The organism is Mesorhizobium sp. WSM4816, assembly GCF_055811535.1.
On the sequence record NZ_JBVVQR010000005.1, the window covers coordinates 60,184 to 85,046 of the forward strand.

A 24,863-nucleotide genomic window follows, 5' to 3' on the forward strand; every position below is an offset into this window, starting at 1 on the left:
CTGGCCATCAATGGCTGCTTTGGAGCCACGGTGGAAGTATAGCATGCACGAACGCGAATGACCCGGAATGCACTTAAAAGCGCTCTGTATGGGAACGAGTCACACCATGCCGTCTATTAGGTGCCCGTCCAATCACCGTTGTACGGCGGAAACCGGCCATATCCCCGTCGTGTGAAAGTTGCCATGGCGCTTGGGTGTCATTTCACCCCTACCGGAATCGACCCCCACCATCTGTTATCAACCGTTCCAGTCTCAGCCTGCCGGCCCGGGTTCCTTCCTGTCGGCCTGCTTGCGCGCCCGCGCAAACTGCAGCCCGGCGACGCCGGCCGTCGCAGCGAGCGCCAGGCCGATCGGAATGAGGCTCGAGGGCTGGTCGGCCTTTCTGAGCACCGCCACCACGTCATACCCGACATCCAGCCCGATGCGCTTGGCGTAGGATCCGAAATCGACATTGCTGATCATCAGCGCGTCGCCCGCTTGCGTGATGGTAAGGCCGATGCCGCGCAGCCGCTCCAGCGGCTCGCCCGGCTCGCCGAGCGGCACGTTGACCGTCTTGCGGACATCCTCGCCCATGAGGTCGACACCCTCGACGACGAAATTGATGCGGCCATCGGCCGGCGTCTGCGCCACCGCCGACAGGAACTCGCTCGCCGGCAACTCCTCGTAAGGCGGCGACACCTGGTTGAGCCACCAGTCCGGCCGGAACAGCGTGAAGCAGATGAGCAGCAGCGCCGCACTTTCCCAAAGCCGGCTTTTTGTCACGAACCAGTTCATGGTCGCGGCCGAAAACAGCAATATTGCGATCAGCGACACCGTCGCCACCCAGATCGACTGCGGCCAGGTGTCGACTCCGATCAGCAGCATCGCCGGATTGAAGATGAAAACGAACGGCAGGATCGCCGTGCGCAGCGAATAGAGCGCGCCCTGGAAACCGGTGGCGATCGGGTCCTCCTTGGAGATCGCCGCCGCCGCGAACGCGGCCAGGCCGACGGGCGGGGTGATGTCGGCCATGATGCCGAAGTAGAAGACGAACAGGTGGACCGCGATCAACGGGATCGGCAATCCGGCCTGGGCGCCGAGATCGACCACGACCGGGGCCATCAGCGTGGCGACCAAAATGTAGTTTGCGGTGGTCGGAATGCCCATGCCGAGCACAAGGCTGATCGCGGCGATGAGGATCAGCATCAGGATGACATTGCCGCCGGAGATGAACTCGACGAGTTCCGTCATCATCAGGCCGAGACCGGTCAGCGTGATCGTGCCGACGACGATGCCGGCGGTGGCGGTGGCGATACCGATGCCGATCATGTTGCGGGCGCCGAGCGCCAGCCCGTCGATCAGGTCGTCCCAGGCAGCCCGCACTGAGGCGGCGAGATTTCCTTTGCGGAACAGCGCCATCAGCGGCTTGCGGGTGGCGACAATAGCGAGGATTGAAACGGTCGCCCAGAACGCCGAGAGGCCGGGCGACATCTGCTCGACCATCAGGCACCACAGAAGCACCGCGATCGGGATGAGGAAATCGAGCCCGGTCCGCGTGACGTCCCAGGCGCGCGGCAGTTCCAGGATTGGGGCGTTCGGGTCGTCGAGTGCGAGATCCGGATAGCGCGAGGAATACCAGACCGAGGCGACGTAGAGAGCGACGCCGGCGAGCGCGAGCAGCGGCGGCGCGGCTCCTCCGAAGACAGCCTGGATAGCAACGATGCCGTAATAGACGAGACAGACGGCAAGAATGCTGCCCGACAGTCCGAGCCCCATCCGCAGCATCCGCTCTCTTGCCGGCGTCGGACGCTGCGGGATCGTCTTCAGGCCCATCTTTATCGCTTCGAGATGAACCATGTAGAGCAGCGCGATATAGGAGAAGACCGCCGGCAGCAGTGCGTGCTTGACGATCTCCGAATAGGGAATGCCGACATATTCGACCATCAGGAAGGCGGCCGCGCCCATGACCGGCGGCATGATCTGGCCGTTGATCGAAGCCGTAGCCTCGATGGCGCCCGCCTTGACGCCGGAAAGGCCGGTGCGCTTCATCAGCGGGATGGTGAAGATGCCGCCTGAAACCACGTTGGAGACGGACGAGCCGGACACGACGCCGTTGAGGGCCGACGAAACCACGGCGACTTTCGCCGGGCCGCCGCGCAGGTGGCCGAGCAGGGCGATGGAGATCTGCATCATCCAGTTGCCGGCGCCTGCCTTTTCCAGAAGCGTGCCGAACAGGACGAACAGAAAAACGAAACTCGTCGACACGCCAAGTGCAATACCGAAGACGCCTTCGGTGGTCAGCCATTGATGGTTGAGAAACTTGGTGAGTGATGCGCCGCGATGCTGAATCACGTCCGGCATGTACTGGCCGGCAAAGGTGTAGAAGATGAAGGTACAGGCCACGACCACCATCGGCAGGCCGAGCGCACGGCGCGTCGCCTCGAGCAGCAACAGGATGCCAACGGTGCCGGTCACCAGATCGAGCGTGGTCGGCTGGCCCGGCCGTCCGGAAAGCACGACGTAAAAGAGAAAGAGGTAGGCGCCGGCAAATCCGCCGACCACGGCCAGCACCCAGTCGAGCAGCGGCACGTGATCGCGGGGCGAGGATCTTAGCGCCGGATAGGCGAGGAAGGTCAAGAACAGCGCAAAGCCGAGATGGATGGCGCGCGCTTCGGTGTCGTTGAGGATGCCGAAGCCGAACACGAACGGCAAAGGCGAAGCGTACCAGAGCTGGAAGAGCGACCACGCAACTGCAACCCAGAGTAGAATGCGCCCGACCGTTCCAGCCGGATGCCGGCCACCCGTGTCGGCCTCCGCGACAAGTTGTTCGAGCTCTTCGAGATCGACGCCGGCCGGTTGTGCCTTCACTTCGCTCATGACGTCGTCTCCTGTTGCGGATGGCCCCGGCGGATCAGCTGGACCCGCCGGACCGTCGTCAGGTCACGAAGCCTACTTCAACCAGCCCTTCTCCTTGAAGTATTTTTCAGCGCCCGGATGCAGCGGCGCGGAATTTCCTTCCGCGACCATCTTGGCGGGATCGAGATTGGCGAAGGCCGGATGCAGCGACTTGAACTCGTCGAAGTTCTCGAACACCGCCCTGGTCAGTTGGTAGACGCTCTCATCGGGAACCTTGGCCGAGGTGACCAACGTGGCGAGCACGCCGAAAGTCCCGGTATCGTCGGGATTGTTTGCGTAAAGACCGCCTGGGATGATCGCCTTGGCGTAGTAAGGATTCTCGGCGACAAGCTTGTCCACGACCTCTCCAGTCAACGGCACAAGCTTAGCGGCGCAGGTAGTCGTCGGATCCTGGATGTTCGCTGAAGGATGGCCGACGCCGTAGAAGAACCCGTCGATCTTGCCGTCGCAGAGCGCCGGCCCGTGCTCGTCCGCTTTCAGCTCCGATGCGAGCGAAAAGTCGGCCAACGTCCAGCCCATCGCACCGAGCAGACGCTCCATGGAAGCGCGCGTCCCGGAACCGGGATTGCCGACGTTGAAACGCTTGCCCTTGAAATCCTCGAACTTCGTCACGCCGGCATTGGGATGCGCCAGCACCGTGAACGGCTCCGGATGGATCGAGAAAACCGCGCGCAGATCGGTATGGGCGCCACCGTCCTTGAACGATTCCAGCCCCTTGTAGGCGTTGTACTGGACGTCGGACTGGGCCATGCCGAAGTCGAGTTCGCCTTCCTTGATCGTGTTCACGTTGAATGCCGATCCGCCGGTCGATTCGACCGAGCAGCGGATGCCGTGTGTCTTGCGATCCTTGTTGAGCAGCCGGCAGATAGCGCCGCCGGCGGCATAATAGACGCCGGTGACGCCACCGGTCCCGATGGTAACGAAATTCTGCTGCGCCATTGCGCTGGCCGAAAACAGCAGCGCCGCCGACAAGGCGGCGATCTGCACTCCGAGGCGTGCAGTCCGGGCATGTTTCATCTGGTTCTCCCTTGGTACTTTGCGTGCCGTCGCGGCCGTCCGGTGTTTTGGTGTCAAGGCACGTCGATGCATGCTACGATTGTTGCGCTTTATCAATCAAGGGAAATGCTTGTTACAATGGACGGTCGGGAGATGGGTTTCGACGCGCTTTTGGCGCGCATACTGACCGAACTCCCAAAATTGAGCTCGGAGTTGCGCAAGGCGGCGCGCTTCCTGGTCGATCATCCCGACGAGGTGGCGCTGGTTTCCATGCGGGTGCTGGCCTCGCGATCAGAGGTGACACCGACGACCTTCGTGCGACTGGCGCGGCGACTGGGTTTTGGCGACTGGGCGGCGCTGCGCAAGCCGTTCGAAGACCGGCTGCGCTCCGGCAAGACGCCTTTCGCGGCAAGGGCCGATGCGCTTGTCAGGCGCAGGTCGGAGACGATCTTCGCCGAATCGCTGAGGACAACGGTGGCCAATCTGGCGACGGCCGAAGCGGTCAACGGCAGCGAAGAAATCGCAAGGGCCTGCGCGATACTGGAGAAGGCTCAGCGCATACGTGTCGCCGGGTTCCGAAGCTGCCGCGCGCCCGCCCACGCGCTCGTCTATCTCTGCCGGATGTTTCGGCGCGAGATCACCCTGCTCGGCGGCGACGGCGGTGCGATCGAGGCGGAACTGGCAGCGCTTGGAAAGAAGGAAGCGGTCGTCGCGATCGGCTTTTCGCCCTATTCGCGTGAACTCGGGCCCGTGGTAAAGGCTGCGCAACGACACAGCGTTCCGATTGTCGCGATCGTCGACAGCATGGCTGCTCCGATCGCGCGGCATGCGCAGGTTGTCTTGCGATTCTCTACCGACAGCCCGTCCTTCTTCCCGTCGGTAGCCGCAGCCATGGCTATCGTGGAAGCGCTAGCCGCAACGATGCTGGCGCGCAGCGGGCCGGCAGCCGCGGCTCGTGTCAGGGAGACGGAATTGGAGTTACAGGCGTTCGGGGCCTATCTGCCGGAATGAAGGCGCTGGCGCTATGCCACTGCAGCGTCTATCGCGTCGCCGAGCCGTTCAACAACCGCGTCGATTGCCGCGGCGTCTATGATGAAGGGCGGCGCCAGCAACACATGATCGCCGCGCACGCCGTCGATCGTGCCCCCTGCGGGATAGACCAGCAGGCCGCGCGCCATCGCCTCGCGCTTGATCTTCGCATTGAGCTTCCGCGTCGGTTCGAAGGGCGCCTTGGTCGAGCGATCCTCGACCAACTCTACACCCATGAAAAGGCCGCGCCCGCGAATGTCGCCGATATGGGCATGGTTGCCGAACCGTTCGCCCAGTCGCCGCGAAAGATGCTCTCCCATCGCCCGGACATTAGCGAGCAGATCGTCGCGAGCGATCACCTCCTGGACGGCGAGCGCCGCCGCGCAGGCCATCGGGTGACACATATAGGTGTGGCCGTGCTGGAAGAAGCCGGAGCCTTCGGCGAAAGCGTCGAAGATGCGGCGCGAAAGCAGCACCGCACCGATGGGCTGGTAGCCGCCACCGAGGCCTTTGGCGATCGTCATCAGGTCGGGCGCAACGCCGTCCTGCTCGCAGGCGTGCAGCGTCCCGGTGCGGCCCATGCCGCACATCACCTCATCGAGGATGAGGAGCACACCGTAGCGGTCGCAGATTTCGCGAACGCGCCTGAAATAGCCGGGAACCGCGGGCACAGCTCCTGCTGTCGCGCCGACCACAGGTTCCGCGACGAAGGCCATGACAGTGTCCGGACCGAGTTCGAGAATTTTATCCTCGAGCGCCTGGGCGGCGCGCAGTCCGTAGGCCGCCTCGCTCTCACCGGCTTTCTGGTAGCGGTAGGCATAGCACGGGTCGATGTGATGCGTGTCGATCAGCAAAGGGCGGAATTGGGCGCGGCGCCACTCATTGCCCCCGGCAGCGAGAGCGCCGAGCGTGTTGCCGTGATAGCTCTGGCGGCGGGCGATGACGTTTTGCCGCTCTGGCCTGCCGGTCTCGACGAAAAACTGGCGGGCCATCTTGAGCGCCGCCTCCACCGCTTCGGAGCCGCCGGACACAAAGTAGGCGTGGCTGATACCTTGTGGCGCGCCGGCGACGAGCTTGTCGGCCAATGTCTCGGCCGGCTCGTTGGTGAAGAAGCTGGTGTGGGCATAGGCGAGCTTGTCGGCCTGCGCATGGAGCGCGGCTGTCACCTCGGGATGGCCGTGGCCGAGGCAGGAAACCGCCGCACCGCCTGACGCGTCGATATAGGCACGGCCATCGCGGTCGAACAGTTCGATGCCCTTGCCGCCCACCGCGACGGGCCGGCTCGCATGGATCTGGCGGTGCAGGATGTGTGTCATGCCTTCCCCGATTGACGATGGCGCGATTTGCAGCGAACCTATCATGCAACATATGTTACACACTGCGCAATACTGAAACAAATGGACTGAGCCTATGACCGTCGACAGGGACGCGACCGGCCCCGGACTTATCGCACCGACGGCAATCGCCGTTGCGCCGAATGGTGGACGGCGTGGCAAGCAAGACCACCCTGCCCTGCCGATCGGCACCCAGGAATTGGCCCGGACCGCCGCCGCCTGCCTTGAGGCCGGCGCCGCCATGATCCATACCCATGTCCGCGACCGCGACGGCGGCCATTTGCTCGACGCGCACGCTTATCTCGAGACGACGAAAGCGATACGTGATGCGGTGGGCGAGCGGCTGATCATCCAGATCACCAGCGAAGCGATCGGCCGCTACCAGCCGGCCGAGCAGATGGCGGTGGTGCGCGCTGTCCGCCCTGAGGCGGTTTCGCTGGCGCTGCGTGAACTGGTGCCGGACGCCGCCCATGAGACCGCTTTCGCGCAGTTCCTGGCGTGGTTAAAGAGCGAGCGGATCGCCCCTCAGATTATCCTTTACGCGCCCGAAGAGGTGTCGGCCCTAGCCGCCATGCAGCAGCGCGGGCTGGTGCCTTTCAACGACATCCCGGTGCTCTATGTGCTCGGCCGCTACACGCCGGGACAGGTTTCGCGACCGGCCGATCTGCTGCCCTTCCTTGCGCAGGACCGCCCGCGCTTCGCGCACTGGATGGTCTGTGCCTTCGGTCGGCAAGAAACCGCTTGCGTTACGGCCGGTGCGCTGCTGGGCGGTCATGCCCGCGTCGGCTTCGAGAACAATTTTACCCTGGCCGACGGCACGACTGCCAAGGACAATGCCGCGCTCGTAACAGCGACCAAAGGCGCTCTGGCTGCTTGCGGCGTCAGGATCGCCCAAGCCAACGACCTGCGCGCCGCTTGGTCGATCCAGGGCTAACCCCTCGGCCCACACGCCTCTTCGGTTCGTCACATTTGTCGAAAATCTCTTTGCTACGCTGCAACCGAACTTTTTGGCTGACGTTAAGGTTGCAACGGGCGCTGGGGAGGCCTTTATGCAGACGTATCTCGTCGAACAAATGGAGGGCGATGACGTGATTACGGTGCGTGTCATCAACGCGCCGAGCCCGTTCAAAGCCGCCGCCATGTCGACAGATCGACACGTTACGCTGCGAAGGTGGGAAAAGGATTGGATCCGAGTAACCGACGAGAACCGGGGACACATCTTTGCATACAGCTTTGTCTCCGACGCAAACCCGGACAACAGCGGGCTTGTAATAGCACTGAATAAATCAAGAAAAGCCCAAAAAGCTGATCAGGGACGCGAGTAAGCGCCACCTTTTTTGCTTTTTGCTGGAGCGCGCCAGAACCGTGAACACCGCGAATTAAGCCAGCCGTTGCGGCATGGCTGACGCTCACGGCGTAGTATGTCCCACCACCACCCTTCCCTCGCCGGCTTCGTTCGTGACCGCCCGGATCCCCTCGAGGGACTTGGAGCGCTCCAGCAAACGCATGACCTGCCGGTCCTGGCCGAGACCGACCTCGAAGAGCAGAATGCCTCCGCGCCGCAAGTAGCGCGGCGCGTCCTTGATCACCCGCATATGGATGCTCAGGCCGTAGGGGCCGGCTGCAAACGCTTCACGCGGCTCGAGCTCGGTCAGATGCGCGCGGTCGCCCTCGAGCCGCTTTTCCGAAATGTATGGCGGGTTACAGACGATCACGTCGATCGTGCTGTCGAGCTCCAAGCCCGAGAAAGCACTGAACAAGTCACCCCTCAGCACCGACACGCGATCTGCCATGTCGTGATGGGCGACGTTGCGGCGTGCGACCTCGATGCATCCATCGGTGAGATCGCTCGCCCAGACCTGCGCGGCAGGGACGTAATGCGCAATGGCGCAGGCCAGATTGCCGGCCCCGCAGCACATGTCGACAACCCGCGGCGCCGACAGGTTCATTTGCCGCAGAACATCAAGTGCTGTCGTGCCGAGCAACTCCGTCTCCGGCCGGGGAACGAGCGCACCGGGCGCGATGAGCAACTCCAGCCCCATGAAGATGGTGCGGCCTCTGCGGTAGGCTTCGGCGACACTGATCTCTTCGCTCACAACAGCTCCCTCCCTGTCTTGCCGGTCGCGGTGCCCGACAATTGAGTGGAAGTTAAACCACTAAGTTCCCGATCGACAATCGAAAAACACGCCTCGCCATGGGCATTGGCGATCGCGAGCTATCGGCATCGTCTCAAGGCGTTGGCACATGGTCCTGGAGGATAGGAACGGAAGATTCGACGTGTTCAGCGGTTCCCGTTGACAGCGTTCAAAAAAAGAGGAGCCTTACCTGCCTTTTAGGATTATATTAGCAAGCTGGGCTTGCGGTGTTGGGGCACCGCTGGCGTTGACTGGATGAATTGACGAGTGATTGGCCACGACTCCAAAGGCCGGTGACCGTTCAATCCATGCAGGTTTCGTTGGGGTAGTTCAATGTATCGAATCGTCATCGCCGACGATCACGGCCTGTATCGTCGTGGCCTGCGCTTGGCTCTGAGCGCAGGCATTCCAGGTGTGGAGATATTTGAGGCGTCGTGTTTCGACGCCGCGCTCAGTCTGCTGGCCGAGCAGGAGTCCGTTGATCTTGCGATCCTGGATTTGAACATGCCGGGATTGTTCAATCAGGAAGTGCTCAGCGGCATTCTATCGGCTTATCCGGATACGCGATTTGCCATCGTTTCCGGAAACGATTCACGCTCGGAGATACTCACGGCTCTGTCGATCGGTCTCCACGGCTATATCGTAAAGTCGCAAAAAGACGAGGAGGTGGTCATGGCCGTCAACGAAATCCTCTCGGGCCGCATCTACGTCCCTGCACTTCTGTCGCGCCCCGGTGCTGCGCAAACAACTCACGTACCTGCTCCCGCCGAGCCTGTCCCGCAGCGACGCACCAACACCGGCAATCTTGGCAGGCTGACCTCGAGGCAAAAGGAGGTCCTCAAGCTGATGGCGGAAGGGTATTCGAACAAGGAAATTGCCCGCGATCTGGAGATCGCCGAAGCCACGACGAAAATCCATGCCGCTGCAGTTTTGCGTGAGCTTGGGGTGCGGAATCGGACCGAGGCTGCCGTTATGCTGAAGACGTGGTTAACGAGAGATATCAACTAATTACAGCACCACGTTCTTTTGATACGCAAGGGGCCTTGGCCGCTGGCGTCAGGGGCCGATTTCCTTGCGTGACAGCCGCAGCGAATAGCGCAGCCCGTGATCCGTCATTTCCAGCTTGGGTGAGTGACCGACCAGCGGCGCCCCATCCACTCCGATTATCATTGAACCGAAGCCATGGCGGACAATTTTTGGAGGCGGCCGCCGCCGCCCTGATTCCACCCAATCGAACACGATGTCACCGCCCGCATCTTCCGATGCGAACGTCCAATTTACCTCGACCCGGCCCTTTGAATCGCCAAGTGCTCCATGTTTCAAGGAATTGGTCGCAAGCTCGTGAACAATCATCGCAAAGCTCTCGGCGGCGCCTCCCGACATCGTAACCGAGGGACCGCCGACAGATATTTCGCGTGTCCCCATATACGGTTGCAGCTCCTGGACAACGAGATCGTGAAGCATCCCCGACCCGCTGCTGTTGCCCGAAAGCAGCAGATGCGTTGCCTCGAGCGAACGAATTCTGTCGACCAGCGTCTCCTTGTACCTGGCGATATTGTCCTCGGGATCATTGACCATGTTCACCAGTGCCGTGATCACCGGGAACAGGTTAATGAACCTGTGGCGTTGCTCGAGCATGATGCGCTCCCGCTTCTTTGCCGCGGCACGCAGCAGCGTGGTTTGCCGTCGCTCGGTCAGGTCGGCGGCCACGCCGAGCCGCTGTAGACGATCATCGTATTTCTCTTCCCTTCCGCGCAGAGCAACCCAGCGGATATGTCCGTCCGGTCGTCGGACGCGAATCTCGACGTCGTAGTTGGTGACCGATACGAGCTTTCTCGATACAGCCAGCTTTGGCCAGTCCGCCGGATGAACGACGGCCGACAGTTCCTCCAACCGGCGGCTGCCGGCCGGGGGCAGTCCGAGAATGTCCCAGAACGCACCCGAACCGGTGACGATGCCGTTTTTAAGGTCGATCCGCCACGTGGCCAGGCGTCCAGCAGACAAAGCGAGATCCAGCCACTCCTTCTGAGCCCGAAGCGCTTCGTGCACGGCTCGTCGTCCCGAGATATCGTCGACCACCACGAAAATGGTCTCTGAGAGAACCCCGTCGGGCACGGACAAAGACAGCGTTAGCCGCGCCCAGAATGCCGAACCGTTCTTTCTTGAGAGACGCACCTCCGAAGCGAACGAAGCAGAGTCTTTGCCCAGGCCAGCCAACAATTGCGCCAAGGCACCACGGTCGTCCGGATGGACGAGTGTCTCCAGCTGCAATTGGGCAAGCTCGTCCTCCTCGTAGCCTGTCATCTCGCTGAGGCGTCTGTTGGATTGCAGCAGCTCACCTTTCTCGTTGATGTTTGCGAACCCCATTGCGGCGCGCTCGAAAGCCCAACGATAGCGGCTTTCGGTTGCTTCGACGGCAGCGAGCCTGGCTTCGGCTACCTCCAGCAGCTCACGCACGTCCTGCCGCAGCCGATGGAATGTCATGGCAATCACGCAACCGGAAATCAGCAGCAGAATGGCGCGCGCCCAATCTTCGCCGGAGATCTGACCATGCAGGGTGCTTCGTGTCCACAAGCCGGCAGCCACCATCAGGACCGTTGCCGCAAGCGCAGGACCACGGTCTTCAAGGTAGGAAATGATAATAATAGCTGGAATAAATTCCAGGAAACTCGACCCTTCTCCGATGTATGCTGACGCTTTTGTTTCAAATATCAGCGTAGCAGCCAGCACCGATGCGGAGGCAATGTGAGTTAGCAGTCTGCCCGTTGGGTTCAAATCCGACCTGCGCGACTGCCAGTTCATCGACATCGACTACTACCTTTTGACTAGGCCATCGAGACTAGAGCAAAAAACGTACAACCTAGTCCGACTGCGGGATTGCCATACCACTATCACAGCGCGCATTTTATCAAACAGGGGCGAACAGAACTCATCAGAATATAACGAGTTTCAAGACAGCAGGGAGCGCATTTTTTGCGAGCCCTGCGCAAGAAGACTGTTCGTAAATCCCGGGCACGTTACTACGGACTGATGGACCTTTGGGGAGGTTGGAAAATGGCTATGATCGTTAGATACAGTGATGCCGTTGCGGGCGACCGGTACATCACGACAGGAGTCAAGTATAACCCTGACGAGCAGGTGACGCGGCCCTCGTATGCTTATCCTTCAGCTCGTGCATCAGATCGGCCGGAGACCGGGGGCGACGAACCAAGGAGACGCAGCCTGGAATCCGTCACCGGCATGCTTGATCGCCTTGGCTGTGGTTATCTCGTACTAGACCGCGACAGAAAAGTAATCGAATGGAACGCGGCCGCTCTAACCACGCTGGAGCGCCCCACACCGGAGCGCCCCACTCTGGAGCACAAAGGCGAAGCGGCTGATACAGCCAGTGCACTTTCGGTAGCCCTAAGGCGGCTGGTCGCAAATGTTCCGGCGCCTTTCCTGCCGGGCTCCCTTTCCTGGGTGGTGATCCGCAGCACAGGTGACAGGCCGGTTGTACTGAAAGAGAACGGTCTTATCGCCCCCGATGGAACCAGCATCGTGGCATTGCTTGGCCGTGTGAACAGGTCGGGGCCAAACCCTCAGACACTGCAAAGGATGTTTGGCCTGACGAGCGCGGAAACGCATCTGGCTCTGCGTTTGGCTCAGGGCGATGCGCCGTTGGAGATCGCCCGCAGCTGGCGGCTCAGCCGCACCACGATCCGCTCACAGCTTGCGTCGCTGTTCGCCAAGACCGAAACTAGACGTCAGGCGGAACTGGTGGCTCTTCTGGGACGCATTTCGGTCTTGCCATGATTTTGGGGTCGGCCTGGATCCAGGCGCCCGGGCACCCTGCCCACCGACGCAGATCGCCGCTGTCGCGGTGCTGCTTGCTCGCCAACTGGGCTGGTCGGTAAACTGGCACCTGGGAGCGCTGGCGTCTATCGCCGAGGCGTGTATGCGCTGTCCATCTTTTCGCCGCGTATCGGCAGCGCTATGTCATCATCCAGGAGCCGGGTGATCCGGGCAAAGCCCTTAAAAGCCTTTCTTGCTTCCTCGGCAGACATCTGACTTGCCAGTGCCGCAGCGCAGCAGTTCAGCGCGCATTGATACACCGGGCCGCGCCTACCCTTCGGCCAGTGGCGCAAGAACGTCATCGCTTCGCTGACATTGTCGATTTCTTGCACAGGTTCTCCGTGCCCGCGCGCAATGCGCACCGGCGTATAGAATTGCAGGCGATTCATCTTTTCCTCCCGTCGATCGCGATGCGTTCGATCGAACCTAGTTAAATTCACGGCCAGCTAATTGGTTCCCGGCAAAAACGCCCACGGCCTTGATAAACGGCAGCGGGCCGGCTGGGTGAATCGCCAGTCATCGCCCGACTTCTTGCCGTTGCGGAACGTTCGGGGGAGTGGTGCATTTCGACATCAGCGATGGTCTTTCTGGGAAATGCCAGTCTATGAAAATTGCCCATGTGGCGCCGCTCCACGAATCCGTGCCGCCTCGGCTCTATGGAGGCACGGAGCGCATTGTCTCCTATCTGACTGAAGGGTTGGTGGAGCTAGGCCATGACGTAACTTTGTTCGCCAGTGGCGATACAAGGACCTCGGCAAAATTAGTGCCGTGCCGCGAGCGTGCGCTGCGTCTTGACCCAAGCCCGCTGAAATCCGAGACAGCCGCGCACCTTTCGATGCTTTCCGAGGTGAGGAAACGAGCTCAAGAATTTGATATCATTCACTTCCACCTCAGCCATTTCCTGCATTTTTCCTTCTTCGAGCACATCCATGAGCGGACGGTGACGACGCCTCATGGCAGGCTCGACTACGTCGATCTGGCACCGGCCTATGAGCGTTTTCCGCGCTTTCCGATGATCTCCGTGTCCGGCAGCCAAAGGACGGGGCTGGCCGACGCCAACTGGCTGGCGACGATCCACCACGGGCTGCCGACCGAACTCTACAAGCCGGTTTTCGAGCCGAGCCCAGGGGAGCCCTACCTCGCCTTCCTTGGCCGGATGTCGCGCGACAAGCGTCCGGATCGCGCCATCGAGATCGCGCTGCGCTCGGGGCTGAAACTGAAGCTTGCAGCAAAGATAGGCGACGACGACCGGGCTTATTTCCGCAAAATGGTCGAGCCGCTGGTCGATGGTGATCGTGTCGACTATGTCGGCGAGATCGAGGAAGACAAGAAGGCGGAATTCCTCGGCAACGCGGCCGGCCTGGTATTCCCGATCGACTGGCCGGAGCCGTTCGGTCTTGCCGTCATAGAAGCGATGGCCTGCGGCACGCCGGTGATCGCCTGGAAATCCGGCGCCTTGCCGGAAATCGTCGATCAAGGCGTGACCGGTTTTATCGTGGATTCCATGCAAGGCGCGGTTGCCTCGGTGCCCGACCTGCTGCGGCTCGACAGGCGGAAGGTGCGAACTGTCTTCGAAAGGCGGTTTTCTGCCAAAAGAATGACCCGCGACTATGTTTCCGCTTATGCGCGCCTGATCGGCGCCTCGGCCGAAGCAAGAGCGTCGTGAGCGGCATTACCTCAGGGGGGCGAAACGAGAGGGATATGTAGAGAATGGCCCAACTCGACGAGCGCCAGCTTGATCCCGCGGTAGCACTTGCGTCCCTGGACGCCACCGCACCTCGAGAGCCGCATCGGCTGTTCGCCCTCAAGCAAGGCGATTGTTTTGCCGTGGCCGACGCCTACGGCGATATCCGCGGCGCCGGCGACGGTTTCTTCCGTGACGACACGCGAGTGCTTTCCGAATTCCGGCTGACCGTCGGCGACCGGCAGACATCGCTGCTCGGTGCGTCGCTCAGCCAGGACAATGTGCTCTTCACCTCCAACCTGACCAATCTGCCGATGCAGAGCGTCCGCGGCCGGGACATTCCGCAGGGCGCGATCCATATCGAACGCGTCAGGCTGCTTTGGCAGGACCGGCTGTTTGAACGCATCACCCTTTCCAACTACAGCCAGGAACACTCCATCATCCGCGTCTCGCTGCATTTTGCCGCCGATTTCCGCGACATGTTCGAAGTGCGCGGATCGACAAGGCTGAAGCGCGGCATGGCCCATGCTGCCAAGACGGATGCGACCTGCGTGCTGCTGCGCTACGACGGGTTGGACGGGCTTGCGCGGATATCGGCGATATCGTTCTCGCAGGCGCCAGACCAGCTGACGGGCGACCGAGCGGACTTCCTGATTGCCGTGACTAGGCGCAGCGGCAAGGTGCTGTATGTCGAAGTCGGTCCCGAAACGGCGGAAACACCGAACCGCGATCGCTTCCGCGCCGCCGCGGCCCGGGCTCGCTTCGGCATGCGGGCCAAGCGTCGCCATGGTGGTACGGTGCACAGTTCCGGGCGCGTCTTCAACGATTGGGTCGAGCGCGCCCGCGCGGATGTGGCGCTGCTGACCACCGAGCTTACGACCGGACCCTACCCCTATGCGGGCATCCCTTGGTTTTCGACGGCGTTCGGCCGCGACGGCGTGATCTCCGCCTTGCAGATGCTGTGGCTCAACCCGGGCTTGGCGCGAGGCGTGCTGGCCTTCCTTGCCCAGCACCAGGCGACGGAGACATCGCCGTTCAGCGATTCGCAGCCGGGCAAGATCATGCACGAGACCCGCAAAGGCGAAATGGCGGCGCTGCGGGAGCTCCCGTTCGGCCGCTACTATGGCGGTGTCGACACGACGCCACTCTACATCCATCTCGCCTGCGCCTATGCGGACCGTACCGGTGACATGGCGTTCGTCGACAGCCTGTGGCCGTCGCTCTGCGCTGCGGCTGAATGGATCGAGGAGGCAAGCCGGCCGACCGGTTTCGTCACCTATCAGCGTGCCGCCGAGTCCGGCCTCGCCAACCAGGGATGGAAGGACAGCAGCGATTCCGTCTTCCATGCCGACGGCCGAACCCCCAAGGGACCGATCGCCCTGGTGGAGGTGCAAGGCTATGCCTTTGCCGCGTTCCGGGGGTTGTCGGAGCTCGCCCGTCGCCGCGGCGAGATCGACAGGGCCGATCATTGGGAGAGCAGCGCCGAGGCCATGCGCGCCGCTGTCGAACGCCATTTCTGGCTGGACGATCTCGGCTTCTACGCGTTGGCGATCGACGGCGCCGGCGAGCCCTGCAAGGTGCGGACGTCGAATGTCGGGCACCTTCTCTATGTCGGCCTCCCCGCGCCGGCACGGGCGCAGATGGTCGCCGACCAGCTGCTTTCGGCGTCCTTCCATTCGGGCTGGGGGCTGAGGACGCTCGCTGACGATGCTGTGTTCTTCAACCCGATGTCATACCACAACGGCTCGATCTGGCCGCATGACACCGCCATGTGCGGCGCCGGTCTGGCACGCTTTGGCGAGCGTGAAAGCGTGATTCGGCTGATGAGCAGCACCTTCGAATCGGCTGTCCATTTCAACATGCGGCTGCCCGAACTGTTCTGCGGCTTTACCCGCGCGCCGGGCGAAGCGCCGATCGCCTATCCCGTCGCCTGCCTGCCGCAGGCGTGGTCGGCTGGGTCTGCCTTCATGCTGATGCAGGCCTGCCTCGGCCTCGAGATCGACGGCTGGGACGGCGAAATCCACGTCACCCGTCCCAGGCTGCCGATTGGTATCGACATGCTCACGCTGAGGCATCTTGGCGTTGGCACCAGGAAGGTGGATCTGACATTCCAGCGTGTCGGCGATAGGGTCGTCGCCTTTCTCGCCGAACGGCATGAAGGGTTGGTGCCGCTCGTCGTGCGGACCTAGTTTAGCTTTTTCGCATGGAACCAAGCGCGGGGCTGCAATCGGCGGAACCGATGGTCCGTCCGAGCGTTCCGACGCACGGCAGCTTGTCACGTTGGCGACTGCGTATTCGAAACAAGCAAAATGGCCACCGACCGGCCGGAAATCGATGTTCCAATGTCAGACTTTGGCATAGAGGTACTTTGGGTTCTAATCATTGCAAGCCTTGGCCTTTCCGCTGTTGCCCTGGTGTTCTCGATGTCTCACCGGCGCCGCATGCCGACGGCCGCATCCTCCGCAGGCGATGACGTGACTTCGGAAGCGGCTCGCACGGTGCTGCGCGAGTTTGAAAAGAATGGCCACTCGGCCGATGCAGCGCTGATCACATGGTCGCCAGACACGTTGCGCAAGATCCTGGCCGACGATCTGCCGGAGACGCAGGTGATCGTCGTATCCAACCGCGAACCCTACATCCACGACACCAGGGATGACGGCATCGAGCTCCTGGTGCCGGCCAGCGGGCTGGTTTCGGCGCTTGAGCCGATCACCCGCGCCTGTGCCGGCACCTGGATAGCGTATGGCGGCGGAACAGCGGATCGCCTCACCGTCGACGAGAACGACCGCGTCGAGGTGCCGCCTCACAATCCGTCCTACACGCTGCGGAGGGTCTGGCTGACCGAGGAAGAATACCACGCCTATTATCTGGGCTTCGCCAATGAAGGCCTGTGGCCACTTTGCCACATCGCCTTCACCCGCCCGATTTTTCGCGCCTCGGATTGGCAAGCCTATGAGGCCGTCAATCGCAAGTTCGCCGATACGGTGGTTGCCGAAGCGCGCAACGAGCGGCCGATCGTGCTGGTCCAGGACTACCACTTCGCGCTCTTGCCGCGCATGATTCGTGAGCGCCTGCCCGAGGCGATCATCATCACTTTCTGGCATATCCCATGGCCCAACTCGGAAGTGTACAGTATCTGTCCATGGCGTGAACGGATCCTGGAAGGCTTGCTGGGCAGCTCCATCATCGGCTTCCATACGCAGTTTCATGCCAATAATTTCACCGAGAGCGTCGATCGCTTCCTGGAAAGCCGGATAGAACGGGCGGACGCGGCGATCTCCTATGGCGGGCAAACGACGCTGGTCCACGCTTACCCCATCTCCATAGAATGGCCGGCCGAACTGCTGGCAAGATTGCCGGCTGTCGAGGAATGCCGTGCCCGTGTCCGCCAAAGATTCGGGCTGCCGGCGAACGTCAAACTGTGCGTCGGCGTCGAGCGCCTCGACTACACCAAAGGCATTCTCGATCGCTTTCACGCGTTGGACGAATTGTTCACGCGACATCCCGAATGGGTAGGCAGAGTGGTTTTCCTGCAGGTCGCGGCGCCCAGCCGGGGCTCATTGCCAGCGTACCAGCAGCTTCATGACGAATGCCTTCGCTATGCCGAAGAGCTCAACCAGCGCTATGGCGCGGAGAACTACAGTCCCGTCCTGATGCTCGCCGAACATCATTCGCAGGAGCAGGTCTACCAGATCTATCGCGCCGCCGACATATGCATGGTCACCAGCCTGCATGACGGCATGAACCTGGTGGCCAAGGAATTCGTCGCAGCACGCGACGACGAACAGGGCGTGCTGTTGCTCAGCACCTTTGCCGGCGCTTCGCGCGAACTGCTGGAGGCCCTGATCGTCAACCCCTATGATGCAACCATGATGAGCGAGGCGCTGCTGCAGGCCCTGACGATGACGCCGGACGAGCAGCGCGAGCGCATGCGGCCGATGCGCGAGATGGTCCGCGACAACAATGTCTATCGCTGGGCCGGCAGCATGCTGCTGGACGCTGCCCGCCTTCGCAAACGCGGGGTGAATGGCAACGGCGAGCGGCCATCCAACAGCAACAACGTCGTTTCCCTCTTCGAGCGGGCACGAAAGGCGGCGTCGTGACGGACCTTCGACTGCCGCTGGCTCCCGACCTGCCGGAAGGGCAATGGGCGCTTTTTCTCGATATCGACGGCACCTTGCTGGAACATGCCGCTCATCCGGATGCCGTCTTCGTCGGTGATGAACTGCGCGAGCTTCTCGGACAAATCGAGCGGAGGCTGGGCGGCGCCCTCGCCTTCATCACCGGGCGTTCGGTCTCTGCCGTGGACGGATTGTTTCATCCCCTGAAGCTGCGCGTTGCAGGGCTGTACGGACTCGAACATCGGTTGACGGCGGACGGCCAAGTCGAGCTTGCCGACGCTCCGGCGGATATCGCGGCTCTTGCCGACGAGATTGAGGCCGAACTGGGTGGATGCAAGGTCTACGTCGAGCGCAAGGGACCGGTCCTGGCCATCCATACCCGCGCTGCGCCGCAACTGCTTGCCCGGGCAACGCAGCTTGTCGAACAGGCATTGACGCAACTTCCGCCCGGCTACCGCGTGATTGCGGGAAACGCTGGCGTTGAACTCATGCCGCTGGAAGCCGTCAAAGGAGCTGCCGTCCGGCGTTTCATGGAAATCCAGCCCTTTGCCGGTCGGCGACCCGTATTCCTTGGAGACGACACTTCGGACGAAAACGGTTTCGAGGCAATAAACGAAGCCAACGGCATCTCTATCCGCGTAAAACCGCGCGGGCCGACGGTTGCAAGCTATGGTCTCGACGACGTGACCGAGGCGAAAGCCTGGCTCGCGGCCAATTTCGGCGCGGCGCGAGTGTCCTGATCGCGATCCCGGTGATCATTGGACAGGCTCGCGCCATGCCTGATCCCATGAACGCCGATTGGTTTCGGTTCAGCCGATCTTCCCGTCCACGATGTGAATGCGGCGATCCATGCGCGCCGCCATGTCGAGATCATGCGTAACTGCCACGACGGTCTTGCCGCCCTCGCGCACCAGGTTCTCCAGGATTGCGAAGACCTGCTCGGAACTCTTGCTGTCGAGGCTCCCCGTCGGCTCATCGGCAAGGATAAGCGGCGGGTCGTTGGCGAGCGAGCGTGCTACCGCGACGCGCTGACGCTGGCCGCCCGAGAGTTGGTCAGGCCGCTTGTCGAGATGTTCGCCGAGCCCCAGGGATGAAAGCAGCTCACCGGCCCGTTCCCGCATCTGAGGCCGCGCCAGACGGCCAAGCTTGCGCATTGGTATTTCGACATTTTCGCGCGCCGTGAACTCCGGCAGCAGAAAATGAAACTGGAACACGAAGCCCAGCATCGAAAGCCTGGTCCGCGCGCGCTCCCTTTCATTCATCGGCTCGGCGTCGCGGCCGCCTATTGTCAACGTCCCGGCGGTCGGCCGGTCGAGCAGCCCGAGCAGGTAGAGCAAAGACGATTTTCCGGAGCCGGAGGGACCGGTGACGGCGACGAATTCCCTTTCGTTGATCGCCAGCGTGATGTCCTTGACCAGCGTGACGGGAACCGTCTCGGGCAACACGCGGGTGAGTTTCTCGGTCTCGATGAGTGCGCTCATGACGCGCCTCTGATGATCTCGACGGGGTTCAGGCGCGCCGCACGACGCGCCGGCAGGTAGCCGGCCACTGCCGCCGAGCCCAGCGCGAAGGCCGACGCGATGACGTAGTGCATCAAGCTCCAGGCGATCGGCAGCCGGGTCATCTCCTGGCCGGTCGCGGCGATCTCGAAACGCACCAGCGACAGCGCATAGGACATGGAGACGCCGAGCAGCCCGCCGAGCACGGAGCCGGCAGCGCCGATCGCGACGCCTTCCAGCAGAAAGAGCCGGCGCATATCGGACTCCGGGAAGCCAAGCGACTTCATGATGGCGATGTCGCGCGCCTTTTCGTGCGTGATGGTGGAGATGATGTTGTAGATGCCGAAGCCAGCGACCAGCATGATCGCGCCGACAACGGTGTACATGATGACGTTGCGAACGACGAGCGCTTCGAGGATCGATTCATTCGCCTCCTGCCACGCCACCGCCTTGTAGCCCAGTTCGGCCTCGGCACGCTGCGCCACCGCCGGAGCGCGGTCAGGATCGTCGAGCTTGATGCGGATCTCGTTGATGGCGTTCGGACGCGCCGAGAGGATCTGCGCGTTTTTCAGAAGCACATAGGCCTCGCCTTCGTCGCGCGCGGTGGTGCCGGTGTGGAACAGGCCGGCGATCTTGAAGTTGCGCGACAGTCCCTCGGCAGAAACCGCCGTTATCGTGTCGCCGAACCCGGCGCCGAGCCGGCTCGCCATCGTGTCGCCGACGAGCACGTTGTTGCCGCCCGCGGCAAGCGCCGAAAAGCTGCCTTCGACGAAGTTTCCGACAATCGGCGACACGCCGGACTCGCGCTCCGGTTCGATGCCAATGATCGCCGCGCCGACTTCGCGGCTGGAAAAACGGATCACACCCTGCGTTTTGAGGCTTGCCGCGAACCGACCGGGAATCCAGCTCTCCAGCCAGGAGGTCGCGGCGGTCGGATTGATGATGCCGCGTCGATCGTCACGCGGCCTGAGCCCGGAAATCGCCACTGTCGCAAAAGCATCCTCGGCCGGTTGACGGCGGGCTGTGCGCTGCTCGTCGGTGATGTCGACATGCGGCATCGTGTCGACGAGCTGCCTGACGAAATCGTCCTGCCCACCCTGCATCAGCGCCGCCATGGCAATGGAGAATCCGACACCGACCGCAACGCCGATTACGGCAACCAGCGTCTGGCGACCGCGGCCGGCAATGTGCGTGAGGGCGATGTCGAAGATGAGCGGCATCGTGCTTCATCGCTCCTGGGCGCCGATGATGCTCACGCGCCCGCCGTCGGTGAGGTCGGCGGGATAGGGCGAGACGACGCGAGCCCTCTCATCGAGCCCCGACAGAACCTCGATGCCATTGGTGCCGCGAATGCCGGTTCGGATTTCATGTCGTCGGGCCTTGTCGGCTTCGACGACGAACACCTTATTCCCGTCCACAGCAACGGGCGGGATCAACAGCGCATTTTTCGAAACGCGGATGACGATGTTCACGTCGGTCGACATCCCGATACGAAGCGGCGTATCGTCCGGCAGGCGGAAACGGACGCGATAGGTCTTCGTCACCGGATCGCCCTTGGGTGTGATGCTGTCGACCACGGCTTCCAGGTTCTGCCTGGGGAACGCGTCGGATTTAAGCAGCGCGCGCTGGCCGACCTCGACCCGGGGTATGTCCTCCTCGTTGACCTCGGCGACGACGAGGAGCGGCTTCGGCTCGCCGACCCAGAACAACACCGTGCCGAGTTCGGCGACCTCACCCACCTCGCCGTCCTGCCTGAGCACGACGCCGGCGCTCGGCGCGCGTAACACGTAGGAATCAAGTCGCGCCTTCTGTCCGGCGACCAGCGCTTCGATCTGGCCGAGCTCGCTCTGCGCACGATCGAGAGCCTGCTGGCTCGCCGCACGCCTTTCGGCAAGCACCGTCAGCCGCCGGAGCTCTTCCTGGGCAAGCGCTTGACGCGCTTCGAGTTCCCCAAGCACGGCCCGGGCCTCGCTGTCGTCGAGCCTGGCGAGCACGTCGCCTTGTGCAACCCTGGACCCCTCGCAATTGCATTGCTCGACGATCCTTTCGCGAACCACCGGAGTTACCTTGGCCCAGGTTCGCGGCTCGACGGAGCCACTCGCGTAAACGATTTCCGCCGCGTCGCCGCGTTGTGGCGTCACCAGCGAAACCTTGGCCGGTTGCCACAGATACCAAGCGCCGAAAGCAGCCGCGGCCGCGACAACAACGATGCTGGCCGTCCAGCGTATCCGTCGCAACAGACTCTCCTTCATGGTCGAATCCGAATGTCCTGCGGTGACAGATGATAGCACTAGACCGACCGTCGGTCTATAAAAGTTGCATAAAGCTCCGGTTCGTGCTCCTCTTGCTTCACCTGCACTTTGTGAGGTTCGATTTGCCCCGAGTGATAAAGCCGCCGGAGATACGATCCGCCGAGCTCCTCGACTGCGCCCAGCGGCTTTTCTTCGAGCGCGGCTACGACAACACGACGGTGAACGACATCATCCGCGAGGCCGGCCTGTCGAAGGGCGCGTTCTACCACTATTTCGCATCGAAAGAGGCCCTGCTAGAGGCGCTCGCCACACGTCTTGCCCGCGACAGCTTCACCGAGTTGCAGCCGGTGCTCAACGATCCCTCACTCGATGGGCTTGGCCGGCTCAATGCCCTGTTTGCCGGCTCGCGGCGGCTGAACGTCGAGCTTGCCCCGCAAATGCGCAAGACATTTTTCGTCCTGTTCCGGCCCGAAAACCTTGCCCTCTTCCATCGGGTCGACCAGGCGGGCAGGGAATTGGCCATGCCGGTAATCACCGATCTGCTCAGGAAAGGCAGCGACGAAGGCATCTTCGACGTGCCCGACCCGGAAGCCTTCGCCGAGATGTTCTTGCAGCTGCGGCTGATCTTTCGGGATGTAATGCACCGCGCCCTGCTGAAGGCCGAGCAAGGCAATGTCGACGAGGCGGCGCGGCTGCTCGACGATCGGCTGCGGCTCTACGGCATCGCGATCGACCGGCTTTTGAAGCTGCCCGATGGAACGATAGAAGCCGCACAACCCGGATTTGCCCGGGCTTTCCTCGAAGCAGGCCCGTGAGCCGCCGAGCCAGGCCACCGCGCCTGACAGATCCCCGCAGCGACTTCGCGTGCTTCCGTGGAAGCGTTGCCGGCGCTGTCCAGATCAGCGGGGCGTCGGTGAAAGACCTACACTCGCATTCTCTTCCGGCGTTGCGTTCCAGTAGCCATATGCCGCGGCGGTCTTCAGGAAATGCTGCATCGCATCGGCTGTGGGAAGATCAGAATGCCTGCTCTCCCCGGTGATCGGCTTGCCGATTTCCCGGAAGAACCGGCCGATCGTTGACGTGCTGATGAGGATCATCACGGCCGGCCCGGTCGACAGGTTCCGAAAGGCGTGCTTCGCCCCGCCCGGCACGTGGAAAATATCGCCCGGCCGGATGGATACCCAGACGAAGCCTTCCGGCGACTGCGAAAGCCCTTCGATCTCGCCGGACATCTGGATGAAGGTCTCCGGGTCGGCGTGGCTGTGCAGCGGCACGACAACACCCGGCGGGATGGTGCCGCGCATGACGCAAGGCTCGTCATCGCGCGGCGGTGTAAGAAACTGGACCACAGGTCCCAGCACGTCGAGCGTCTCAACATTGTATGGATCGACGAGATGGCCCGCGTGCTCGCTGACGGCAGTGTCGAGCATCGATCTCTCCTTCGTCATCCCTGCGTATTTGCCCATGCGCCGACAAGGGGCGGCAGCATAATGCACATCTGCTGTTCGACGGCCTCGCTGCGCAGTCGCTCGGCGAGCGTATCAACCCTCATTTCGGTGGCGGTCGCGGCGCCGACCGCCTCGGCCATCGGCAGCAGGCTGCGCAAGGTCTCGGCAACATAGTCGTAGACCGGCGAGTCGGGCCCGCTATCGGCGAGGCCGGCGGAATTCATCTGCGGCGCCGGCAGCCCTGCGCCGGCGAAGACCATCGGCAGCCTGCCACCCATGTCGACCTCGAAACCTGCCCGCTCGATCGTCTCGCTTATCCAGCCGCGGCATTTGCCGAACAGCGGCGCCTCCGGAAAACTGCGGGTGAGCGGCATCGCCATTTCCTGGAAGCCGACGATGCCGCCCGGCCGAAGAAACCCGACAAGCCTGCGCAGGGTTGCGGCCGGATCGGGCAGATACATCAGGACGAGCCTGCCGATCACCGCATCGAAAGTCTCGTCGGGTGAGAATGTATCAAGCTCGCCTGTGGTAAAGCGTGTCCAGTAACACTGGCCGGATTGGGTGGCGCGCCGCTCGGCAATGTCTACCGCCCCCGCCGAGCGATCGACGCCGAGCACTCTTCCCGAGGGCCCGACCAGCTTCCCGGCCAGCAAGGAGACGTCGCCGACGCCGCAGCCAATGTCGAGCACGCGCATACCCGGTCCCAGCCCCGCGCGGCGCAGGAAATCCTCCGTAAGGTCGTGAATGAGCGCTCCCTGCAGTTCCAGGCGCTGGAATTCACGTTCCGTGTAGCCCAAGGCATAGGGACGCGGATCCGTGGTGCCCTGATCGCGGTCGATCTTCGGCGCGTATTGGCCAAGCAGATTGTCCATTATTTGACTCCCTGATCGATTTATCTGGTTTTGACTTTTCCTGATCGCCGGGCATCCATCTGACCGCCCCGGTTGGACCGCCACGATCGGCGATCAGTGCTACAACGTGATTTCCGGAATCGGGAATTGCGTTACGACTGAAACAGGCGGCCGTATCTGACGTACCGCACAGGCGGGGAACACCCTGCCCCCGGATCTTCGGCGGCGACTACGTCTTCGGAGGCGACTACGGCTTCGGAGCCTGCGGCACAAACACAATATGCGGTGTCTTCGGCGGACGATCGGGCGGCACATAGTCCGGAACCGGCGTATCGTCCGCCGGCAGCGAAAGCACATATCGGTGGATGGCGCGCAGGTCGGGCTCGGTCATGGCACGCAGGTTGAACCACGGCATAGGCGGGCGCGTCTCGACTGTACGCGCTGACCGTACCCAGTCGTCCTCGCCCATGGTCCGCAAAAGCTGGCGAAGATTCGTCGGGTAGGTCGTGCCCCACGGCCCATTGAAGCCAAGCGAGTCGCCGATCAGCCATCGATCCTCCGGAACGTTGCCGGCCTTCTCCAGATAATTTGGCGTGTGGCAATCGTTGCAGCCACCTATCTTTGCCAGGTATCGACCGCGCTCGATCGAATCGGTCGCCGTCGCCGCACCCATCTCACTGGGGTCGAGCGTTACGGTGGCGAGCAGCCCGCTCAGGCCAAGGGCGGCAATTCCGATGAGAGCCCATCGTGTCATCAGCTTCTCCTACCGGTTTCCAATTTTCGGG

The 24,863-nt window shown here is 62.3% G+C and carries 22 protein-coding genes; 10 read left to right on the forward strand and 12 right to left on the reverse strand.

Annotation, left to right across the window (positions count from 1 at the left end; all coding sequences use genetic code 11):
* Positions 1–252: 252 nt before the first annotated feature.
* On the reverse strand, positions 253–2,856 hold the full coding sequence (locus AC0L3H_RS08095; protein WP_473585102.1) for a TRAP transporter permease: 2,604 nt from the start codon (positions 2,854–2,856) through the stop codon (positions 253–255).
* 72 nt (positions 2,857–2,928) lie between these two features.
* Positions 2,929–3,912 carry a TAXI family TRAP transporter solute-binding subunit gene (locus tag AC0L3H_RS08100; protein WP_473490158.1) on the reverse strand — a complete coding sequence of 328 codons (984 nt, stop codon included), beginning with the start codon at positions 3,910–3,912 and terminating at the stop codon, positions 2,929–2,931.
* Positions 3,913–4,029: 117 nt separating this feature from the next.
* On the opposite strand from AC0L3H_RS08100, the gene AC0L3H_RS08105 reads away from it, so the two are divergent.
* Positions 4,030–4,902 carry a MurR/RpiR family transcriptional regulator gene (locus tag AC0L3H_RS08105; protein WP_473585103.1) on the forward strand — a complete coding sequence of 291 codons (873 nt, stop codon included), beginning with the start codon at positions 4,030–4,032 and terminating at the stop codon, positions 4,900–4,902.
* Positions 4,903–4,913: 11 nt separating this feature from the next.
* Here the strand turns inward: AC0L3H_RS08105 and AC0L3H_RS08110 are convergent, their stop codons facing one another.
* The gene (locus AC0L3H_RS08110; RefSeq protein ID WP_473585104.1) at positions 4,914–6,236 is read right to left on the reverse strand and encodes an aspartate aminotransferase family protein; all 1,323 of its coding nucleotides are present in this window, start codon (positions 6,234–6,236) and stop codon (positions 4,914–4,916) included.
* Between the two features lie 94 nt (positions 6,237–6,330).
* Here AC0L3H_RS08110 and AC0L3H_RS08115 point away from each other — a divergent pair, with 94 nt between their 5' ends.
* Both AC0L3H_RS08115 and AC0L3H_RS08120 read left to right on the forward strand, forming a co-directional pair.
* Positions 6,331–7,188, forward strand: coding sequence for a beta-keto acid cleavage family enzyme (locus AC0L3H_RS08115; RefSeq protein ID WP_473585105.1), 858 nt, complete (start codon positions 6,331–6,333; stop codon positions 7,186–7,188).
* 115 nt (positions 7,189–7,303) lie between these two features.
* Entirely contained in the window at positions 7,304–7,579 is a 276-nt protein-coding gene (locus tag AC0L3H_RS08120) for a hypothetical protein (RefSeq protein WP_473585106.1), read from the forward strand.
* Positions 7,580–7,663: 84 nt separating this feature from the next.
* Here AC0L3H_RS08120 and AC0L3H_RS08125 read toward each other — a convergent pair whose 3' ends face one another.
* A complete protein-coding gene (locus AC0L3H_RS08125) occupies positions 7,664–8,350 on the reverse strand; it encodes a N5-glutamine methyltransferase family protein (protein ID WP_473585107.1) in 687 nt (228 codons plus the stop codon).
* A gap of 372 nt (positions 8,351–8,722) precedes the next feature.
* Here AC0L3H_RS08125 and AC0L3H_RS08130 point away from each other — a divergent pair, with 372 nt between their 5' ends.
* A complete protein-coding gene (locus AC0L3H_RS08130; RefSeq protein ID WP_473585108.1) occupies positions 8,723–9,397 on the forward strand; it encodes a LuxR C-terminal-related transcriptional regulator in 675 nt (224 codons plus the stop codon).
* Positions 9,398–9,445: 48 nt separating this feature from the next.
* Here AC0L3H_RS08130 and AC0L3H_RS08135 read toward each other — a convergent pair whose 3' ends face one another.
* Positions 9,446–11,197, reverse strand: coding sequence for a PAS domain S-box protein (locus tag AC0L3H_RS08135; protein ID WP_473585109.1), 1,752 nt, complete (start codon positions 11,195–11,197; stop codon positions 9,446–9,448).
* A gap of 246 nt (positions 11,198–11,443) precedes the next feature.
* Here AC0L3H_RS08135 and AC0L3H_RS08140 point away from each other — a divergent pair, with 246 nt between their 5' ends.
* Positions 11,444–12,184: a helix-turn-helix transcriptional regulator gene (locus AC0L3H_RS08140; RefSeq protein ID WP_473490166.1), complete on the forward strand. Its 741-nt coding sequence runs from the start codon at positions 11,444–11,446 to the stop codon at positions 12,182–12,184.
* A gap of 125 nt (positions 12,185–12,309) precedes the next feature.
* Here the strand turns inward: AC0L3H_RS08140 and AC0L3H_RS08145 are convergent, their stop codons facing one another.
* Positions 12,310–12,612 carry a DUF982 domain-containing protein gene (locus tag AC0L3H_RS08145; RefSeq protein WP_473585110.1) on the reverse strand — a complete coding sequence of 101 codons (303 nt, stop codon included), beginning with the start codon at positions 12,610–12,612 and terminating at the stop codon, positions 12,310–12,312.
* 215 nt (positions 12,613–12,827) lie between these two features.
* Between AC0L3H_RS08145 and AC0L3H_RS08150 the strand changes: the two genes are divergently transcribed.
* The 4 genes from AC0L3H_RS08150 to otsB all read left to right on the forward strand — a co-directional run bounded on the left by AC0L3H_RS08150 (position 12,828) and on the right by otsB (position 18,768).
* Positions 12,828–13,889 (forward strand): glycosyltransferase family 4 protein, encoded by a 1,062-nt coding sequence (locus AC0L3H_RS08150; RefSeq protein ID WP_473585111.1) that lies wholly within the window; start codon positions 12,828–12,830, stop codon positions 13,887–13,889.
* Between the two features lie 44 nt (positions 13,890–13,933).
* Complete coding sequence (locus tag AC0L3H_RS08155) at positions 13,934–16,096, forward strand: amylo-alpha-1,6-glucosidase (protein WP_473585112.1); 2,163 nt, start codon at positions 13,934–13,936, stop codon at positions 16,094–16,096.
* A gap of 153 nt (positions 16,097–16,249) precedes the next feature.
* Positions 16,250–18,010, forward strand: coding sequence for an alpha,alpha-trehalose-phosphate synthase (UDP-forming) (locus tag AC0L3H_RS08160; protein WP_473585113.1), 1,761 nt, complete (start codon positions 16,250–16,252; stop codon positions 18,008–18,010).
* Entirely contained in the window at positions 18,007–18,768 is a 762-nt protein-coding gene (otsB, locus tag AC0L3H_RS08165; RefSeq protein ID WP_473585114.1) for a trehalose-phosphatase, read from the forward strand. Before AC0L3H_RS08160 ends, otsB begins: the two co-directional genes overlap by 4 nt.
* Before the next feature lie 69 nt (positions 18,769–18,837).
* Here the strand turns inward: otsB and AC0L3H_RS08170 are convergent, their stop codons facing one another.
* Genes AC0L3H_RS08170 through AC0L3H_RS08180 form a run of 3 tightly spaced genes read right to left on the reverse strand, consistent with a single transcriptional unit; the run spans position 18,838 to position 21,779 of the window.
* The gene (locus AC0L3H_RS08170) at positions 18,838–19,509 is read right to left on the reverse strand and encodes an ABC transporter ATP-binding protein (protein WP_091593840.1); all 672 of its coding nucleotides are present in this window, start codon (positions 19,507–19,509) and stop codon (positions 18,838–18,840) included.
* Complete coding sequence (locus tag AC0L3H_RS08175) at positions 19,506–20,747, reverse strand: ABC transporter permease (RefSeq protein WP_473585115.1); 1,242 nt, start codon at positions 20,745–20,747, stop codon at positions 19,506–19,508. Before AC0L3H_RS08175 ends, AC0L3H_RS08170 begins: the two co-directional genes overlap by 4 nt.
* A 6-nt stretch (positions 20,748–20,753) precedes the next feature.
* Positions 20,754–21,779: an efflux RND transporter periplasmic adaptor subunit gene (locus tag AC0L3H_RS08180; RefSeq protein ID WP_473585116.1), complete on the reverse strand. Its 1,026-nt coding sequence runs from the start codon at positions 21,777–21,779 to the stop codon at positions 20,754–20,756.
* Positions 21,780–21,910: 131 nt separating this feature from the next.
* Here AC0L3H_RS08180 and AC0L3H_RS08185 point away from each other — a divergent pair, with 131 nt between their 5' ends.
* Entirely contained in the window at positions 21,911–22,594 is a 684-nt protein-coding gene (locus AC0L3H_RS08185) for a TetR/AcrR family transcriptional regulator (RefSeq protein WP_473585260.1), read from the forward strand.
* Positions 22,595–22,678: 84 nt separating this feature from the next.
* Here the strand turns inward: AC0L3H_RS08185 and AC0L3H_RS08190 are convergent, their stop codons facing one another.
* The 3 genes from AC0L3H_RS08190 to AC0L3H_RS08200 all read right to left on the reverse strand — a co-directional run bounded on the left by AC0L3H_RS08190 (position 22,679) and on the right by AC0L3H_RS08200 (position 24,832).
* Positions 22,679–23,209, reverse strand: a complete 531-nt coding sequence (locus AC0L3H_RS08190) for a cupin domain-containing protein (RefSeq protein WP_473585117.1) — start codon at positions 23,207–23,209, stop codon at positions 22,679–22,681.
* Between the two features lie 14 nt (positions 23,210–23,223).
* Positions 23,224–24,099, reverse strand: a complete 876-nt coding sequence (locus AC0L3H_RS08195) for a class I SAM-dependent methyltransferase (RefSeq protein ID WP_473585118.1) — start codon at positions 24,097–24,099, stop codon at positions 23,224–23,226.
* 226 nt (positions 24,100–24,325) lie between these two features.
* Positions 24,326–24,832, reverse strand: a complete 507-nt coding sequence (locus AC0L3H_RS08200) for a hypothetical protein (protein WP_473585119.1) — start codon at positions 24,830–24,832, stop codon at positions 24,326–24,328.
* Positions 24,833–24,863 lie beyond the last annotated feature (31 nt).

Bases quoted from the DNA above. Each gene is read 5' to 3' on its own strand.
- AC0L3H_RS08105 (WP_473585103.1), top strand. From the start codon at position 4,030: ATGGACGGTCGGGAGATGGGTTTCGACGCGCTTTTGGCGCGCATACTG.
- AC0L3H_RS08155 (WP_473585112.1), top strand. From the start codon at position 13,934: ATGGCCCAACTCGACGAGCGCCAGCTTGATCCCGCGGTAGCACTTGCG.
- AC0L3H_RS08180 (WP_473585116.1), bottom strand. From the start codon at position 21,779: ATGAAGGAGAGTCTGTTGCGACGGATACGCTGGACGGCCAGCATCGTT.
- AC0L3H_RS08140 (WP_473490166.1), top strand. From the start codon at position 11,444: ATGGCTATGATCGTTAGATACAGTGATGCCGTTGCGGGCGACCGGTAC.
- AC0L3H_RS08200 (WP_473585119.1), bottom strand. From the start codon at position 24,832: ATGACACGATGGGCTCTCATCGGAATTGCCGCCCTTGGCCTGAGCGGG.
- AC0L3H_RS08130 (WP_473585108.1), top strand. From the start codon at position 8,723: ATGTATCGAATCGTCATCGCCGACGATCACGGCCTGTATCGTCGTGGC.
- AC0L3H_RS08190 (WP_473585117.1), bottom strand. From the start codon at position 23,209: ATGCTCGACACTGCCGTCAGCGAGCACGCGGGCCATCTCGTCGATCCA.
- AC0L3H_RS08170 (WP_091593840.1), bottom strand. From the start codon at position 19,509: ATGAGCGCACTCATCGAGACCGAGAAACTCACCCGCGTGTTGCCCGAG.
- AC0L3H_RS08115 (WP_473585105.1), top strand. From the start codon at position 6,331: ATGACCGTCGACAGGGACGCGACCGGCCCCGGACTTATCGCACCGACG.
- AC0L3H_RS08135 (WP_473585109.1), bottom strand. From the start codon at position 11,197: ATGTCGATGAACTGGCAGTCGCGCAGGTCGGATTTGAACCCAACGGGC.
- AC0L3H_RS08100 (WP_473490158.1), bottom strand. From the start codon at position 3,912: ATGAAACATGCCCGGACTGCACGCCTCGGAGTGCAGATCGCCGCCTTG.
- AC0L3H_RS08160 (WP_473585113.1), top strand. From the start codon at position 16,250: ATGTCAGACTTTGGCATAGAGGTACTTTGGGTTCTAATCATTGCAAGC.
- AC0L3H_RS08175 (WP_473585115.1), bottom strand. From the start codon at position 20,747: ATGCCGCTCATCTTCGACATCGCCCTCACGCACATTGCCGGCCGCGGT.
- AC0L3H_RS08195 (WP_473585118.1), bottom strand. From the start codon at position 24,099: ATGGACAATCTGCTTGGCCAATACGCGCCGAAGATCGACCGCGATCAG.
- AC0L3H_RS08145 (WP_473585110.1), bottom strand. From the start codon at position 12,612: ATGAATCGCCTGCAATTCTATACGCCGGTGCGCATTGCGCGCGGGCAC.
- AC0L3H_RS08120 (WP_473585106.1), top strand. From the start codon at position 7,304: ATGCAGACGTATCTCGTCGAACAAATGGAGGGCGATGACGTGATTACG.
- AC0L3H_RS08150 (WP_473585111.1), top strand. From the start codon at position 12,828: ATGAAAATTGCCCATGTGGCGCCGCTCCACGAATCCGTGCCGCCTCGG.
- AC0L3H_RS08110 (WP_473585104.1), bottom strand. From the start codon at position 6,236: ATGACACACATCCTGCACCGCCAGATCCATGCGAGCCGGCCCGTCGCG.
- AC0L3H_RS08095 (WP_473585102.1), bottom strand. From the start codon at position 2,856: ATGAGCGAAGTGAAGGCACAACCGGCCGGCGTCGATCTCGAAGAGCTC.